Here is a 14,354-nt window from a genome sequence, read left to right as displayed (position 1 = left end):
GTTAAAGGTTCGCTTTTGGTATTGTTTTTTGTGAATTTAGGTATTAAAATATTAAAGTATTTCAAATAAAGGAGCATTTACCGTGAAAAAATACTTTCAGTTCGATAAGCATGGAACAAATTATAGAAATGAAATTTTAGGTGGTATCACGACGTTTTTATCTATGGCTTATATCCTTGCCGTAAATCCTCAAGTTTTAAGTTTGGCTGGGGTAAAAGGTGTTTCTAGCGATATGAAAATGGACCAAGGAGCAATTTTTGTTGCCACTGCATTAGCTGCTTTCGTTGGTTCTTTATTTATGGGACTTATCGCTAAATATCCAATAGCCTTAGCGCCAGGAATGGGATTAAATGCTTTCTTCGCATTTACTGTTGTGCTCACAATGGGAATTCCATGGAAAGTAGGTTTAACCGGCGTACTTTTCTCTGGGGTGTTCTTTGCTATCTTAACTGCCACAGGATTAAGGGAAATCATTATTAATGCTATACCTTATCAGATGAAAATGGCTGTTTCAGCAGGTATAGGATTGTTTATCACCTTTGTAGGACTTCAAAGTTCTGGAATCATTATTAAAAATGATTCAACACTTGTTACACTTGGTCACTTAACTAAAGCGCCAGTATTATTAGCGATATTTGGAATTATAATTACTGTTATTTTATACGCTAAAAAAGTACCAGGTTCTATATTTATAGGGATGATTATTACAGCGATTGTAGGTATGATTACAGGTCAAATCCATACTCCATCAGGAATTGTAGGTCATATTCCTAGTATTAAACCAACTTTTGGTGTAGCGTTTGAATCATTTAAAGATCCTGGTCAATTATTCACAGTTCAATTTTTAATCGTCATTTTAACATTTTTATTCATTGACTTCTTTGATACGGCAGGTACACTTGTAGCTGTTGCAACACAAGCTGGTATCATGAAAGATAATAAATTACCTAGAGCAGGAAGAGCGCTTTTCTCAGATTCACTTGCTACGATTGTGGGAGCAATTTTTGGTACAACAACAACTACTTCATACATAGAATCTACATCAGGTGTAGCGGTAGGTGCCCGTACAGGTTTTGCTAGTATTGTAACTGGTATTTGTTTCTTACTTGCACTATTCTTTAGTCCACTTATCGAAGTGGTTACAAGTGCTGTGACTACACCTGCTTTAGTAGTTGTAGGTGTGTTAATGGCTTCTAACTTTGCTGAAATCAATTGGAAACGATTTGAAGTTGCGGTTCCTGCATTTATTACCATTATTATGATGCCTTTATCATATTCTATTGCTACAGGTATTGCGTGTGGATTTATATTCTATCCACTTACAATGGTTATTACAAAAAGACATAAAGAAGTACATCCTATTATGTATGTACTCATGGCATTATTTATACTTTACTTTGTGTTTGTTCATAAATAATAAAAAAGGTCGACCCATATATGGGCCGACCTTTTTCTACTATTATAAGTGATATTTATCTATGAATTTCTTCTTTTTCTCTATTATCGTTCTTATATTGAGTGTAGATTACTCGAGCATCTTTATTTGGTAGATAAGTTGGAGCAGATAAAACAATGAATACAAAAAATATCATTAAGAAGAATAAAATCCAATGTACTACCATACCAACCACTGGGATAAATGCAATAAATGATCCTACGATACCTAAAATCGGTATAATAACCATTGGTTTAATAGAATTTTGAGTATCTACAAGTAAAATAATTGTAATAATAAGATAGAGGAATGCATTAAGTAATAATGGTTGCCAACCAAAACTTAAAATGACACTACCACCTAAAAAAGGAATCCCATAGAAAAATTCACAAATGATAAGGAAAACCCCTAAAATTGCTAAAGTCATTTTAACTCCGTTTTTCATCTAATCACTCCTATTCTCTTCCTATTATATTAAAGCTAACGTTATAAATATATTAATATGTTTCCATTTAGGAAATGAACTAAAATAAAAGTAAAAAATTTCAATAAAACGGTTGAACAAGCTCTTTATTTCAAGTACAATAATCAAGTATGTGTTAGACAGATATATAGAAAGTTACTGAAAAACCTTGATTTATCGGTGTTTTTCATGTAACATATCTAATGTTGGACTTTATGAAAAGCGATGAAGCGAAAGGTTACTGACACACCCGGCCGCTTTGCCATGGCGTTGTGTGAGATAGTTTTCGTGGAGAAGTCTATCACTTAAATGTAGACGAACAAGGAGGGAAAATTATGGCAAAACAAAAAATCAGAATCAGATTAAAAGCTTATGATCACCGTGTGATTGATCAATCAGCAGAGAAAATTGTTGAAACTGCAAAACGTTCTGGTGCAGATGTTTCTGGACCAATTCCGTTACCAACTGAAAAATCAGTTTATACAATCATTCGTGCCGTGCATAAGTACAAAGATTCTCGTGAACAATTCGAACAACGTACTCACAAACGTTTAATCGATATTGTTAACCCAACACCTAAAACAGTTGATGCTCTTATGGGCTTAAACTTACCTTCAGGTGTAGACATCGAAATTAAATTATAATAGAAATTTTTAGGAGGTGGACTTTCGATGACCAAAGGAATCTTAGGAAGAAAAATCGGGATGACACAAGTTTTCGGTGAAAACGGTGAATTAATCCCAGTAACAGTAGTAGAAGCAAGCCAAAACGTTGTATTACAAAAGAAAACTGAAGAAGTTGACGGTTACAACGCAATCCAAGTTGGATTTGAAGACAAACAAGCATATAAAAAAGGTTCTAAATCTAATAAATATGCAAATAAGCCAGCTGAAGGTCACGCTAAAAAAGCTGACACAGCACCTAAGCGCTTCATTCGTGAATTCCGCAACGTTAACGTTGACGAATACGAAGTAGGTCAAGAAGTCTCAGTTGATACATTTGAAACTGGTGACATCATTGATGTTACAGGTGTTTCAAAAGGTAAAGGTTTCCAAGGTGCTATCAAACGTCATGGTCAAGCACGTGGACCAATGGGTCACGGTTCTCATTTCCACAGAGCGCCAGGTTCTGTAGGTATGGCTTCAGACGCTTCAAGAGTATTTAAAGGACAAAAAATGCCAGGTCGCATGGGTGGAAACACTGTAACTGTTCAAAACTTAGAAGTCGTTCAAGTAGACACTGACAATAGCGTAATTTTAGTTAAAGGTAACGTACCTGGACCTAAAAAAGGCTTAGTAGAAATCACAACTTCAATTAAAAAAGGTAATAAATAATTCAAGAAGCGAAAGGAGGAAATTGCATAATGGCTAATTATGATGTTTTAAAAGTAGACGGATCTAAATCTGGTTCAGTTGAATTAAGCGATTCAGTATTCGCTATTGAACCTAATAATAGCGTTCTTTTCGAAGCTATTAACTTACAACGTGCGTCATTACGCCAAGGTACACACGCTGTTAAAAATCGTTCAGCTGTACGTGGTGGCGGACGTAAACCATGGAGACAAAAAGGAACAGGTCGTGCACGTCAAGGTACAATCCGTGCTCCACAATGGCGCGGTGGTGGTATCGTATTCGGACCAACTCCAAGAAGTTATTCATACAAAATGCCTAAGAAAATGCGTCGTTTAGCTTTACGTTCTGCATTATCTTTCAAAGTTCAAGAAAATGGATTTACAGTTGTTGATTCTTTCGGTTTTGACGCTCCAAAAACAAAAGAATTCAAAAATGTTTTATCTACTCTTGAACAACCTAAAAAAGTTTTAGTTGTTACTGAAGACGAAGATGTAAATGTTGAATTATCAGCACGCAACATCCCTGGAGTACAAGTTTCAACTGCACAAGGATTAAACGTTTTAGATATTACAAGCGCTGACAGTGTAGTAATCACTGAAGCTGCTGCTAAAAAAGTTGAGGAGGTGCTCGGATAATGGAAGCAAGAGATATTCTTAAGCGCCCCGTAATCACTGAGAAATCTTCAGAAGCTATGGCAGAAGATAAATATACTTTCGACGTTGATACTCGTGTTAATAAAACACAAGTCAAAATTGCTGTAGAAGAAATCTTCGATGTAAAAGTTGAAAGTGTTAATATCATGAACTATAAACCTAAGAAAAAACGTATGGGCCGTTATCAAGGCTATACAAATAAAAGAAGAAAAGCGATTGTTAAATTAAAAGAAGGTTCAATCGACTTATTTAACTAAAAATAAATTACCAATAAGGAGGTAAGCGACAATGGCTCTTAAAAAATATAAGCCAATAACAAATGGTCGTCGTAATATGACTACTTTGGATTTCGCAGAAATCACAAAGACAACACCTGAAAAGTCATTATTACAACCGCTACCGAAAAGAGCGGGACGTAACAACCAAGGTAAATTGACTGTTCGCCATCATGGTGGAGGACATAAACGTCAATACCGTGTTATCGATTTCAAACGTAATAAAGATGGAATCACTGCTAAAGTAGATTCAATTCAATATGATCCAAACCGTTCAGCAAACATCGCTTTATTAGTATATGCTGATGGTGAAAAACGCTATATCATCGCACCTAAAGGATTACAAGTAGGTCAAACTGTTGAAAGTGGTTCAGAAGCTGATATTAAAGTAGGTAATGCTTTACCACTACAAGACATTCCAGTTGGTACTGTAATTCATAACATTGAGTTAAAACCAGGAAAAGGTGGACAACTTGCTCGTTCAGCTGGTGCTAGCTCACAAGTATTAGGTAAAGAAGGTAAATATGTATTAATCAGATTAAGATCTGGTGAAGTACGTATGATCTTATCTACTTGCCGTGCTACTATCGGTCAAGTTGGTAACTTACAACATGAACTTGTTAACGTTGGTAAAGCTGGACGTTCTAGATGGAAAGGCGTTCGCCCAACAGTTCGTGGTTCTGTTATGAACCCTAACGATCACCCACACGGTGGTGGTGAAGGTCGTGCACCAATCGGTAGACCATCTCCAATGTCACCATGGGGTAAACCAACTCTTGGTAAGAAAACACGTCGTGGTAAAAAATCATCAGACAAACTTATCGTTCGTGGACGTAAGAGAAAATAATAATAACAACTTATTTGGGTGTGCGGCTTAAAAGCTGCACGCACACAATAAGAAGGGAGGCGCCCAAATGGCTCGTAGTATTAAAAAAGGACCTTTCGTCGATGATCACTTAATGAAAAAAGTAGAAGCACAAGACGGAAGTGAAAAGAAACAAGTAATTAAAACATGGTCTCGTCGTTCTACAATTTTCCCTAACTTCATCGGTCATACTTTTGCAGTATACGATGGACGTAAACATGTACCTGTATATGTAACAGAAGATATGGTAGGTCACAAATTAGGTGAATTTGCTCCTACTCGTACATTTAAAGGACATGCTGCAGACGACAAGAAAACTAGAAGATAATTTTAATAAGTAGAGGAGGAAATCCTAATGGAAGCAAAAGCGGTTGCTAGAACAATAAGAATCGCACCTCGTAAAGTAAGATTAGTTCTTGACTTAATCAGAGGTAAAAATGCTGCTGAAGCTATTGCTATTTTAAAATTAACTAACAAAGCTTCATCACCAGTAATCGAAAAAGTATTAATGTCCGCTTTAGCAAATGCAGAGCATAACTATGACATGAACACTGATGAATTAGTTATCAAAGAGGCATATGCAAATGAAGGACCAACTTTAAAACGTTTCCGCCCACGTGCACAAGGTCGTGCAAGTGCAATTAATAAACGTACAAGCCACATTACAATCGTCGTAAGTGACGGTAAAGAAGAAGCTAAAGAAGCTTAATAACTTTCTAAGGAGGGAATACTGTGGGTCAAAAAATTAATCCAATCGGACTTCGTGTCGGAGTTATCCGTGACTGGGAAGCGAAATGGTATGCTGAAAAAGACTTCGCTTCATTATTACACGAAGATTTAAAAATCCGTAAATTTATTGATAAAGAACTTAAAGAAGCATCAGTTTCTCATGTAGACATTGAACGTGCTGCTAACCGTATCAACATTGCTATTCACACTGGTAAACCAGGTATGGTAATTGGTAAAGGCGGTTCAGAAATTGAAAAACTTCGTAATAAATTAAACGCTTTAACAGATAAAAAAGTACACATTAACGTAATTGAAATCAAAAAAGTTGATATTGATGCTCGTTTAGTAGCTGAAAATATCGCACGTCAATTAGAAAATCGTGCTTCATTCCGTCGTGTACAAAAACAAGCTATAACAAGAGCTATGAAACTTGGTGCTAAAGGTATCAAAACTCAAGTATCAGGTCGTTTAGGCGGAGCTGACATCGCTCGTGCTGAACAATATTCAGAAGGAACTGTTCCACTTCATACTTTACGTGCTGACATCGATTACGCACACGCTGAAGCCGACACTACTTATGGTAAATTAGGCGTTAAAGTATGGATTTATCGTGGAGAAGTTCTTCCTACTAAGAACACTAGTGAAGGAGGAAAATAATAATGTTACTACCAAAACGTGTAAAATATCGTCGTCAACATCGTCCAAAAACAACTGGTCGTTCTAAAGGCGGTAACTACGTAACATTTGGTGAGTATGGTTTACAAGCAACTACAACGTCTTGGATCACATCTCGTCAAATCGAATCTGCTCGTATTGCAATGACACGTTACATGAAACGTGGCGGGAAAGTTTGGATTAAAATCTTCCCTCATACACCGTATACTAAAAAACCTTTAGAAGTACGTATGGGTGCCGGTAAAGGTGCGGTTGAAGGCTGGATTGCAGTCGTTAAACCTGGTAGAATCTTATTCGAAGTAGCTGGTGTATCTGAAGAAGTTGCACGTGAAGCATTACGTTTAGCAAGTCACAAACTTCCAGTAAAAACTAAGTTTGTAAAACGTGAAGAATTGGGTGGTGAAACAAATGAAAGCTAAGGAAATTAGAGACTTAACCACTTCAGAAATCGAAGAACAAATCAAATCTTCAAAAGAAGAGCTTTTTAACCTACGCTTTCAGTTAGCTACAGGTCAATTAGAAGAAACTGCACGTATTCGCACAGTAAGAAAAACGATTGCACGTCTAAAAACTGTTGCTCGTGAAAGAGAAATTGAACAAAGTAAGGCTAATCAATAATAATTGAAAGAGGAGGTTACGAAAGTGAGCGAAAGAAACGATCGTAAAGTTTATGTAGGTAGAGTTGTTTCAGACAAAATGGACAAAACTATTACAGTTCTTGTAGAAACTTACAAAACTCACAAATTATACGGTAAACGAGTAAAATACTCTAAAAAATACAAAACTCATGATGAAAACAATTCAGCTAAATTAGGAGACATTGTTAAAATTCAAGAAACTCGTCCTTTATCAGCAACAAAACGTTTTCGTTTAGTAGAAATTGTTGAAGAGTCAGTAATTATTTAATCAAGATTAGAGATAAGGGAGGTTTAACGAATGATCCAACAAGAAACACGTTTAAAAGTAGCAGACAACTCTGGTGCTCGTGAAGTTCTTACAATTAAAGTATTAGGTGGATCTGGTCGCAAAACAGCGAATATCGGTGATATCATCGTATGTACTGTTAAAAATGCAACACCAGGTGGCGTTGTTAAAAAAGGCGACGTTGTAAAAGCTGTTGTAGTTCGTACTAAATCAGGTGTTCGCCGTAACGACGGTTCATATATCAAATTTGATGAAAATGCATGTGTTATCATCCGTGATGACAAAGGCCCACGTGGTACTCGTATCTTTGGTCCTGTTGCTCGTGAACTACGTGAAGGTAACTTCATGAAAATCGTATCATTAGCACCAGAAGTACTATAATACAAAAATTACCAATCATACTATTTAAGGAGGTGCCCACATGCATATCAAAAAAGGTGACAACGTAAAAGTTATCGCAGGTAAAGACAAAGGTAAAGAAGGTAAAGTTGTAGCGACTGAACCTAAAAAAGACCGTGTCGTTGTGGAAGGTGTTAACGTAATTAAAAAACACCAAAAACCAACTCAATTAAATCCTGAAGGTGGAATCTTAGAAACAGAGGCAGCAATCCATGTTTCTAACGTACAATTATTAGACCCTAAAACAAACGAACCTACAAGAGTAGGATACAAAATTGTTGATGGTAAAAAAGTTCGCGTTGCAAAAAAATCAGGCGAAGAAATCAAATCTAATAATTAATAACTAGTTGAAAGGAGGATCCACTTTGAACCGTTTAAAAGAAAAGTATAACTCTGAAGTTACTGAGAACTTAGTTAAAAAATTCAACTACAGTTCAGTAATGGAAGTACCTAAAATCGAAAAAATCGTAGTGAACATGGGTGTAGGTGACGCAGTTCAAAACTCTAAAGTATTAGATAATGCTGTAGAAGAGTTAGAATTAATTACTGGTCAAAAACCATTAGTAACTAAAGCAAAAAAATCAGTTGCAACATTCCGTTTACGTGAAGGTATGCCAATCGGTGCTAAAGTAACACTTCGCGGTGAAAGAATGTATGAATTCTTAGATAAACTTATTGCAGTATCATTACCTCGTGTACGTGACTTCCAAGGCGTTTCTAAAACAGCTTTTGATGGACGCGGTAACTACACTTTAGGTGTTAAAGAACAATTAATTTTCCCTGAAATTGATTATGATAAAGTAAGTAAAGTTAGAGGAATGGATATTGTTATCGTAACAACTGCTAATACTGACGAGGAAGCTCGTGAGTTATTATCAAACTTCGGTATGCCATTTCGTAAATAATCTCTAAAAAGGAGGCTAATTAAGTGGCTAAAACTTCAATGGTTGCTAAGCAACAAAAAAAACAAAAATTCGCTGTACGTGAATATACTCGTTGTGAACGCTGTGGTCGTCCACATTCTGTATATCGTAAATTTAAATTATGCCGTATTTGTTTCCGTGAATTAGCTTACAAAGGCCAAATTCCTGGCGTACGTAAAGCTAGCTGGTAATAATTAAGAGTCTGAAAGGAGGCAACAATCAATGACAATGACAGATCCAATCGCAGATATGCTTACTCGTGTTAGAAATGCAAACATGGTTCGTCACGAGAAGTTAGAATTACCTGCATCTAATATTAAAAAAGAAATCGCTGAAATCTTAAAAAACGAAGGTTTCATTAAAAACGTTGAATACGTAGAAGACGATAAACAAGGTGTTATTCGTTTATTCTTAAAATATGGTCAAAACAATGAACGTGTTATCACAGGATTAAAACGTATCTCTAAACCAGGTTTACGTGTATATGCTAAAGCTAACGAAGTACCTAAAGTATTAAATGGTTTAGGTATTGCATTAGTTTCAACTTCTGAAGGTGTTATCACTGATAAAGAAGCAAGAAAACGTAACGTAGGTGGAGAAATTATCGCGTACGTTTGGTAATTAATTAATAAGGAGGTGCCATAACATGAGTCGTGTTGGTAAGAAAATTATTAACATTCCTAGTGACGTAACAGTAACTTTTGATAATAATCATGTAACTGTTAAAGGTCCAAAAGGTGAATTAGAAAGAACTTTAAATGAAAGAATGACATTCAAACAAGAAGAAAACACAATCGAAGTTGTAAGACCTTCTGATTCTAAAGAAGATAGAACAGACCATGGTACAACTCGTGCTTTATTAAATAATATGGTACTAGGTGTTTCTCAAGGTTTCGAAAAATCACTTGAACTTGTTGGTGTTGGTTACCGTGCGCAAATGCAAGGTAATGACTTAGTACTAAATGTTGGTTATTCTCACCCAGTTGAAATTAAAGCTGAAGACGGTATTACTTTTGCTGTTGAGAAAAACACAACTGTTAAAGTATCTGGTGTTTCTAAAGAACAAGTTGGTGCGATTGCATCTAACATCCGTTCAGTAAGACCTCCAGAACCTTATAAAGGTAAAGGTATTCGTTACCAAGGTGAATATGTTCGCCGTAAAGAAGGTAAAACTGGTAAATAATAGATAACACTCTAAAGAAAGGAGTATTGAAATGATCAGTAAAATTGATAAAAATAAAGTACGTTTGAAAAGACATGCTCGTGTTCGTACTAAATTATCAGGTACAGCTGAAAAGCCACGTTTAAATGTGTATCGTTCAAACAAACACATCTACGCTCAAATTATTGATGATGTTAAAGGCGAAACTTTAGCTCAAGCTTCATCACAAGATAAAGACATTGCAAACGAATCTGCGTCTAAAGTTGATTTATCAACTAAAGTAGGTCAAACAATTGCTAAAAAAGCAAACGATAAAGGTATTAAAGAAATCGTATTCGACCGTGGAGGTTATTTATACCACGGACGTGTTAAAGCATTAGCAGACGCTGCTAGAGAAAGCGGATTAGAATTTTAATTTAAAGGAGGGACACATTCATGGCTCGTAGAGAAGAAGAAACTAAAGAATTTGAAGAACGCGTTGTTACGATAAACCGTGTTGCTAAAGTAGTAAAAGGTGGTCGTCGTTTCCGTTTCACTGCATTAGTAGTTGTAGGTGATAAAAATGGTCGTGTAGGTTTCGGTACTGGTAAAGCTCAAGAGGTACCTGAAGCTATCAAAAAAGCTGTAGAATCAGCTAAAAAAGATTTAGTAGTTGTTCCACGTGTTGAAGGTACAACTCCTCACACTATTACTGGTCGCTATGGTTCAGGTAGCGTATTAATGAAACCAGCTGCACCTGGTACTGGGGTAATCGCTGGTGGACCTGTTCGTGCGGTATTAGAGTTAGCTGGAATCACTGATATCTTAAGTAAATCATTAGGATCAAATACTCCAATTAACATGGTTCGTGCGACAATCAATGGTTTACAAAACTTAAAAAATGCAGAAGATGTTGCTAAATTACGTGGCAAATCTGTAGAAGAATTATACAATTAAGGAGGGAAAATAAGTTATGGCTAAATTACAAATTACCCTCACTCGTAGTGTTATTGGTCGTCCTGAAACACAACGTAAAACTGTTGAAGCATTAGGTCTTAAAAAAACTAATAGTTCAGTAGTTGTTGAAGATAACCCTGCTATCCGTGGGCAAATCAACAAAGTTAAACATTTATTAACAATTGAAGAAAAATAATTAAGGAGGTGCCGAAATGAAATTACATGAGTTAAAAGCAGCTGAAGGATCACGTCGTGTACGTAACCGTGTAGGTCGTGGTGCTGCAACTGGTAACGGTAAAACTAGTGGCCGTGGTCAAAAAGGTCAAAAAGCACGTTCAGGTGGTAAAGTAAGACCAGGATTTGAAGGTGGACAATTACCTCTATTCCGTCGTTTACCTAAACGTGGTTTCACTAACATTAACCGTAAAGAATATGCTATTGTTAACTTAGACCAACTTAATAAATTTGAAGATGGTACTGAAGTAACTCCAGCTTTATTGGTAGAATCTGGTGTAGTTAAGAATGAAAAATCTGGTATTAAAGTACTAGGTAATGGTTCACTTGATAAGAAATTAACAGTGAAAGCTCATAAATTCTCAGCTTCAGCAGCAGAAGCTATTGATGCTAAAGGTGGAGCACACGAGGTGATCTAATGTTTCAAACGCTTGTGCGTTTCTTTACAACTAAAGAAGTGCGTAACAAGATTTTCTTCACTCTAGCAATGTTAGTAATTTTTAAAATAGGAACGTATATTCCTGCTCCAGGTGTAAATCCTGAAGCATTTAACCATCCGCAGGGTTCTCAAGGTGCCACTGAGTTATTAAATACTTTTGGTGGCGGTGCCTTGAAACGTTTCTCTATCTTTGCGATGGGTATCATGCCCTATATCACCGCATCCATTGTAATGCAATTATTGCAAATGGATATTGTGCCTAAGTTCTCTGAGTGGGCTAAGCAAGGTGAAATGGGTCGAAGAAAAATTAATAATGTAACACGTTATTTCGCTATTATTCTAGCTTTTATCCAATCAATAGGCATGGCTTTCCAATTTAACAATTATCTTGGTGGCAAATTGATTATGGATAAATCAATTATGAGTTATTTATTGATTGCAGTTGTTTTAACAGCAGGAACAGCTTTCTTAATTTGGCTTGGTGACCAAATCACTCAGTTTGGTGTTGGTAATGGTATTTCTCTTATCATCTTTGCTGGGATTTTATCTACATTGCCATCTAGTATAGAACAATTTGGCCAATCTTTATTTGTTGGTCAAGATGATACTTCACTAGCATGGTTAAAAATTGCTGGCTTAATCGTAGCATTAATCTTACTAACGGTTGGTGCTATATTCGTACTTGAAGCTAAGCGTAAAATTCCAATTCAATACGCAAAGAAACAATCTACTCAACGATTAGGTACACAAGCAACTTATCTACCTTTAAAAGTTAACTCAGCCGGGGTTATTCCAGTAATCTTTGCGATGGCGTTTTTCTTATTACCAAGAACGTTGACTTTATTCTTCCCTAAAGCTGAATGGGCACAGAATATTGCGGACACTGCTAATCCATCAAGTAATATTGGAATGATTGTTTATATTGTATTAATTATTGCTTTTGCATATTTTTATGCATTTGTTCAAGTTAATCCTGAAAAGATGGCTGATAACCTTAAAAAGCAAGGTAGTTATGTCCCAGGTATAAGACCTGGTGAACAAACCAAAAAATATATTACTAAAGTTCTTTACAGACTGACATTTGTAGGTTCTATATTCCTAGCAGTTATAGCTATTTTACCTATAGTAGCAACTAAATTTATGGGCTTACCACAATCAATTCAAATTGGTGGTACGAGCTTATTAATTGTTATCGGGGTAGCTATTGAAACTATGAAGACATTAGAAGCTCAAGTGACTCAAAAAGAGTACAAAGGCTTTGGTGGTAGATAATTTGTAGGAGGGCACTTATGAATATCATTTTAATGGGTTTACCTGGCGCAGGTAAAGGAACTCAAGCGAGTGAAATTGTTAAGAAATTCCCAATACCACATATTTCTACTGGTGACATGTTCAGAAAAGCGATTAAAGATGAAACTGATTTAGGTAAAGAAGCTAAATCATATATGGATCGTGGAGAATTAGTTCCTGATGAAGTTACTGTAGGTATCGTTAAAGAAAGAATTTCTGAAGACGATGCAAAAAAAGGATTCTTACTAGATGGATTCCCTCGAACTATCGAACAAGCTGAGGCATTAAATAGTATTATGTCTGAGCTTGATAGAGAAATTGATGCAGTTATCAATATCGAAGTTCCTGAGGAAGAACTTATGAATCGTCTTACAGGTCGTCGTATTTGTGAGAAATGTGGTACAACTTATCATCTTGTATTTAATCCTCCAAAAGTTGACGGTATTTGCGATATCGATGGTGGAAAGTTATATCAACGAGAAGATGACAATCCAGAAACAGTATCAAATCGTTTGAGCGTTAATGTAAAACAATCTAAACCTATTTTAGAGTATTACAATGAAAAAGGTGTCTTGAAAAACATTGATGGTTCAAAAGATATTGAAGAAGTAACCAACGATGTCATTGATATCTTAGATCATTTATAATAGATCAACACTATACGGTCTATTGCTTAGTGAATATTTGAGTAAAATTTAATAAAATGAGTGACAAATAACGATTTTTAATTCCCGTATTTTTGTTAAACTTATATTAATTAGTCACGAATAGATTCGTATCGTTAAGTTGTCTATTGACGATTACCTTACTATTGCAAAAAGGGGGAAGTTAATCAATGGCTAAACAAGATGTAATTGAATTAGAAGGTACTGTATTAGATACTTTACCAAATGCAATGTTTAAAGTAGAATTAGAAAATGGTCATGAGATTTTAGCGCACGTAAGTGGTAAAATCAGAATGAATTACATTCGTATTCTACCTGGCGACAAAGTAACTGTTGAGATGTCTCCGTATGATTTATCACGCGGTAGAATTACTTATCGTTATAAATAATCGTCACTCCATAATATAGGGAGGTATAAAAATGAAAGTAAGACCATCAGTAAAACCAATTTGCGAAAAATGCAAAGTCATTAAACGTAAAGGTAAAGTAATGGTAATTTGTGATAATCCTAAGCACAAACAAAGACAAGGTTAATAAAAGAGAGGTGTAAATTAATATGGCACGTATTGCAGGAGTGGATATCCCACGTGAAAAACGCATTGTTATCTCATTAACATACGTTTATGGTATCGGTACTTCAACTGCTAACAAAATTGTTGAAGAAGCTAACGTATCAGCAGATACTCGCGTTAAAGATTTAACTGATGACGAATTAGGTCGTATTCGTGAAGTTGTAGATAGCTACAAAGTAGAAGGTGACTTACGTCGTGAACAAAACTTAAACATCAAACGTTTAATGGAAATTTCATCATACCGTGGAATTCGTCACCGTCGTGGCTTACCAGTTCGTGGTCAAAAAACTAAAAACAACGCACGTACTCGTAAAGGCCCAGTTAAAACAGTAGCTAATAAGAAAAAATAATAGGTAAAGGAGG

The 14,354-nt window shown here is 35.8% G+C and carries 28 protein-coding genes; 27 read left to right on the top strand and 1 reads right to left on the bottom strand.

Annotated features, from left to right (window positions below; translation table 11 throughout):
* Positions 1 to 82 precede the first annotated feature (82 nt).
* A complete protein-coding gene (locus CM54_RS06710) occupies positions 83 to 1,417 on the top strand; it encodes an NCS2 family permease (protein ID WP_002432350.1) in 1,335 nt (444 codons plus the stop codon).
* Positions 1,418 to 1,472: 55 nt separating this feature from the next.
* On the opposite strand, the gene CM54_RS06705 is transcribed toward CM54_RS06710, so the two are convergent.
* Positions 1,473 to 1,880, bottom strand: coding sequence for a hypothetical protein (locus CM54_RS06705; RefSeq protein WP_002432654.1), 408 nt, complete (start codon positions 1,878 to 1,880; stop codon positions 1,473 to 1,475).
* A gap of 353 nt (positions 1,881 to 2,233) precedes the next feature.
* Here CM54_RS06705 and rpsJ point away from each other — a divergent pair, with 353 nt between their 5' ends.
* The 26 genes from rpsJ (at position 2,234) to rpsM (ending at position 14,341) form a co-directional block, all read left to right on the top strand.
* On the top strand, positions 2,234 to 2,542 hold the full coding sequence (gene rpsJ / locus CM54_RS06700; protein WP_001118667.1) for a 30S ribosomal protein S10: 309 nt from the start codon (positions 2,234 to 2,236) through the stop codon (positions 2,540 to 2,542).
* 27 nt (positions 2,543 to 2,569) lie between these two features.
* Positions 2,570 to 3,232, top strand: coding sequence for a 50S ribosomal protein L3 (gene rplC, locus CM54_RS06695; RefSeq protein ID WP_002453788.1), 663 nt, complete (start codon positions 2,570 to 2,572; stop codon positions 3,230 to 3,232).
* 29 nt (positions 3,233 to 3,261) lie between these two features.
* Positions 3,262 to 3,885 carry a 50S ribosomal protein L4 gene (gene rplD / locus CM54_RS06690; protein ID WP_002432772.1) on the top strand — a complete coding sequence of 208 codons (624 nt, stop codon included), beginning with the start codon at positions 3,262 to 3,264 and terminating at the stop codon, positions 3,883 to 3,885.
* Positions 3,885 to 4,160: a 50S ribosomal protein L23 gene (gene rplW, locus CM54_RS06685; protein ID WP_002432715.1), complete on the top strand. Its 276-nt coding sequence runs from the start codon at positions 3,885 to 3,887 to the stop codon at positions 4,158 to 4,160. The genes rplD and rplW overlap by 1 nt, the downstream gene beginning before the upstream one ends.
* Positions 4,161 to 4,191: 31 nt before the next feature.
* Positions 4,192 to 5,025 carry a 50S ribosomal protein L2 gene (gene rplB / locus CM54_RS06680; protein WP_002432890.1) on the top strand — a complete coding sequence of 278 codons (834 nt, stop codon included), beginning with the start codon at positions 4,192 to 4,194 and terminating at the stop codon, positions 5,023 to 5,025.
* Between the two features lie 67 nt (positions 5,026 to 5,092).
* Entirely contained in the window at positions 5,093 to 5,371 is a 279-nt protein-coding gene (rpsS, locus tag CM54_RS06675; protein WP_001829710.1) for a 30S ribosomal protein S19, read from the top strand.
* A 27-nt stretch (positions 5,372 to 5,398) separates the two neighbouring features.
* Entirely contained in the window at positions 5,399 to 5,752 is a 354-nt protein-coding gene (gene rplV, locus CM54_RS06670; RefSeq protein ID WP_002432623.1) for a 50S ribosomal protein L22, read from the top strand.
* 23 nt (positions 5,753 to 5,775) lie between these two features.
* The gene (rpsC, locus tag CM54_RS06665) at positions 5,776 to 6,429 is read left to right on the top strand and encodes a 30S ribosomal protein S3 (RefSeq protein ID WP_002432339.1); all 654 of its coding nucleotides are present in this window, start codon (positions 5,776 to 5,778) and stop codon (positions 6,427 to 6,429) included.
* Between the two features lie 2 nt (positions 6,430 to 6,431).
* Complete coding sequence (gene rplP, locus CM54_RS06660) at positions 6,432 to 6,866, top strand: 50S ribosomal protein L16 (RefSeq protein WP_002432945.1); 435 nt, start codon at positions 6,432 to 6,434, stop codon at positions 6,864 to 6,866.
* A complete protein-coding gene (gene rpmC / locus CM54_RS06655; RefSeq protein ID WP_000644737.1) occupies positions 6,856 to 7,065 on the top strand; it encodes a 50S ribosomal protein L29 in 210 nt (69 codons plus the stop codon). The genes rplP and rpmC overlap by 11 nt, the downstream gene beginning before the upstream one ends.
* A gap of 24 nt (positions 7,066 to 7,089) precedes the next feature.
* The gene (gene rpsQ / locus CM54_RS06650; protein ID WP_002432741.1) at positions 7,090 to 7,353 is read left to right on the top strand and encodes a 30S ribosomal protein S17; all 264 of its coding nucleotides are present in this window, start codon (positions 7,090 to 7,092) and stop codon (positions 7,351 to 7,353) included.
* 30 nt (positions 7,354 to 7,383) lie between these two features.
* Entirely contained in the window at positions 7,384 to 7,752 is a 369-nt protein-coding gene (gene rplN / locus CM54_RS06645) for a 50S ribosomal protein L14 (protein WP_002432661.1), read from the top strand.
* A gap of 40 nt (positions 7,753 to 7,792) precedes the next feature.
* A complete protein-coding gene (gene rplX / locus CM54_RS06640; protein ID WP_002432326.1) occupies positions 7,793 to 8,110 on the top strand; it encodes a 50S ribosomal protein L24 in 318 nt (105 codons plus the stop codon).
* 25 nt (positions 8,111 to 8,135) lie between these two features.
* Complete coding sequence (rplE, locus tag CM54_RS06635) at positions 8,136 to 8,675, top strand: 50S ribosomal protein L5 (protein ID WP_002432757.1); 540 nt, start codon at positions 8,136 to 8,138, stop codon at positions 8,673 to 8,675.
* A gap of 23 nt (positions 8,676 to 8,698) precedes the next feature.
* Positions 8,699 to 8,884, top strand: a complete 186-nt coding sequence (locus CM54_RS06630; protein WP_001829713.1) for a type Z 30S ribosomal protein S14 — start codon at positions 8,699 to 8,701, stop codon at positions 8,882 to 8,884.
* Between the two features lie 31 nt (positions 8,885 to 8,915).
* On the top strand, positions 8,916 to 9,314 hold the full coding sequence (gene rpsH / locus CM54_RS06625; protein ID WP_002432853.1) for a 30S ribosomal protein S8: 399 nt from the start codon (positions 8,916 to 8,918) through the stop codon (positions 9,312 to 9,314).
* A 25-nt stretch (positions 9,315 to 9,339) separates the two neighbouring features.
* Positions 9,340 to 9,876, top strand: a complete 537-nt coding sequence (gene rplF, locus CM54_RS06620; RefSeq protein ID WP_002432506.1) for a 50S ribosomal protein L6 — start codon at positions 9,340 to 9,342, stop codon at positions 9,874 to 9,876.
* A gap of 31 nt (positions 9,877 to 9,907) precedes the next feature.
* Complete coding sequence (gene rplR / locus CM54_RS06615; protein ID WP_002432656.1) at positions 9,908 to 10,270, top strand: 50S ribosomal protein L18; 363 nt, start codon at positions 9,908 to 9,910, stop codon at positions 10,268 to 10,270.
* 20 nt (positions 10,271 to 10,290) lie between these two features.
* Complete coding sequence (gene rpsE / locus CM54_RS06610) at positions 10,291 to 10,791, top strand: 30S ribosomal protein S5 (protein ID WP_002432477.1); 501 nt, start codon at positions 10,291 to 10,293, stop codon at positions 10,789 to 10,791.
* A gap of 16 nt (positions 10,792 to 10,807) precedes the next feature.
* A complete protein-coding gene (rpmD, locus tag CM54_RS06605) occupies positions 10,808 to 10,987 on the top strand; it encodes a 50S ribosomal protein L30 (RefSeq protein WP_002432330.1) in 180 nt (59 codons plus the stop codon).
* A gap of 16 nt (positions 10,988 to 11,003) precedes the next feature.
* Positions 11,004 to 11,444 (top strand): 50S ribosomal protein L15, encoded by a 441-nt coding sequence (gene rplO, locus CM54_RS06600; protein ID WP_001829796.1) that lies wholly within the window; start codon positions 11,004 to 11,006, stop codon positions 11,442 to 11,444.
* The gene (gene secY, locus CM54_RS06595) at positions 11,444 to 12,736 is read left to right on the top strand and encodes a preprotein translocase subunit SecY (RefSeq protein WP_002432720.1); all 1,293 of its coding nucleotides are present in this window, start codon (positions 11,444 to 11,446) and stop codon (positions 12,734 to 12,736) included. Before rplO ends, secY begins: the two co-directional genes overlap by 1 nt.
* A gap of 17 nt (positions 12,737 to 12,753) precedes the next feature.
* Positions 12,754 to 13,401, top strand: coding sequence for an adenylate kinase (locus CM54_RS06590; RefSeq protein WP_002432905.1), 648 nt, complete (start codon positions 12,754 to 12,756; stop codon positions 13,399 to 13,401).
* Between the two features lie 188 nt (positions 13,402 to 13,589).
* Positions 13,590 to 13,808: a translation initiation factor IF-1 gene (infA, locus tag CM54_RS06585; RefSeq protein ID WP_001829792.1), complete on the top strand. Its 219-nt coding sequence runs from the start codon at positions 13,590 to 13,592 to the stop codon at positions 13,806 to 13,808.
* A 31-nt stretch (positions 13,809 to 13,839) separates the two neighbouring features.
* Complete coding sequence (gene rpmJ / locus CM54_RS06580; protein ID WP_001829709.1) at positions 13,840 to 13,953, top strand: 50S ribosomal protein L36; 114 nt, start codon at positions 13,840 to 13,842, stop codon at positions 13,951 to 13,953.
* Positions 13,954 to 13,975: 22 nt separating this feature from the next.
* Complete coding sequence (rpsM, locus tag CM54_RS06575; RefSeq protein WP_002432712.1) at positions 13,976 to 14,341, top strand: 30S ribosomal protein S13; 366 nt, start codon at positions 13,976 to 13,978, stop codon at positions 14,339 to 14,341.
* Positions 14,342 to 14,354 lie beyond the last annotated feature (13 nt).

The organism is Staphylococcus sp. TE8 (assembly GCF_000692055.1).
Lineage (GTDB): Bacteria > Bacillota > Bacilli > Staphylococcales > Staphylococcaceae > Staphylococcus > Staphylococcus capitis.
This window is presented reverse-complemented; position numbering and strand designations above follow the sequence as displayed.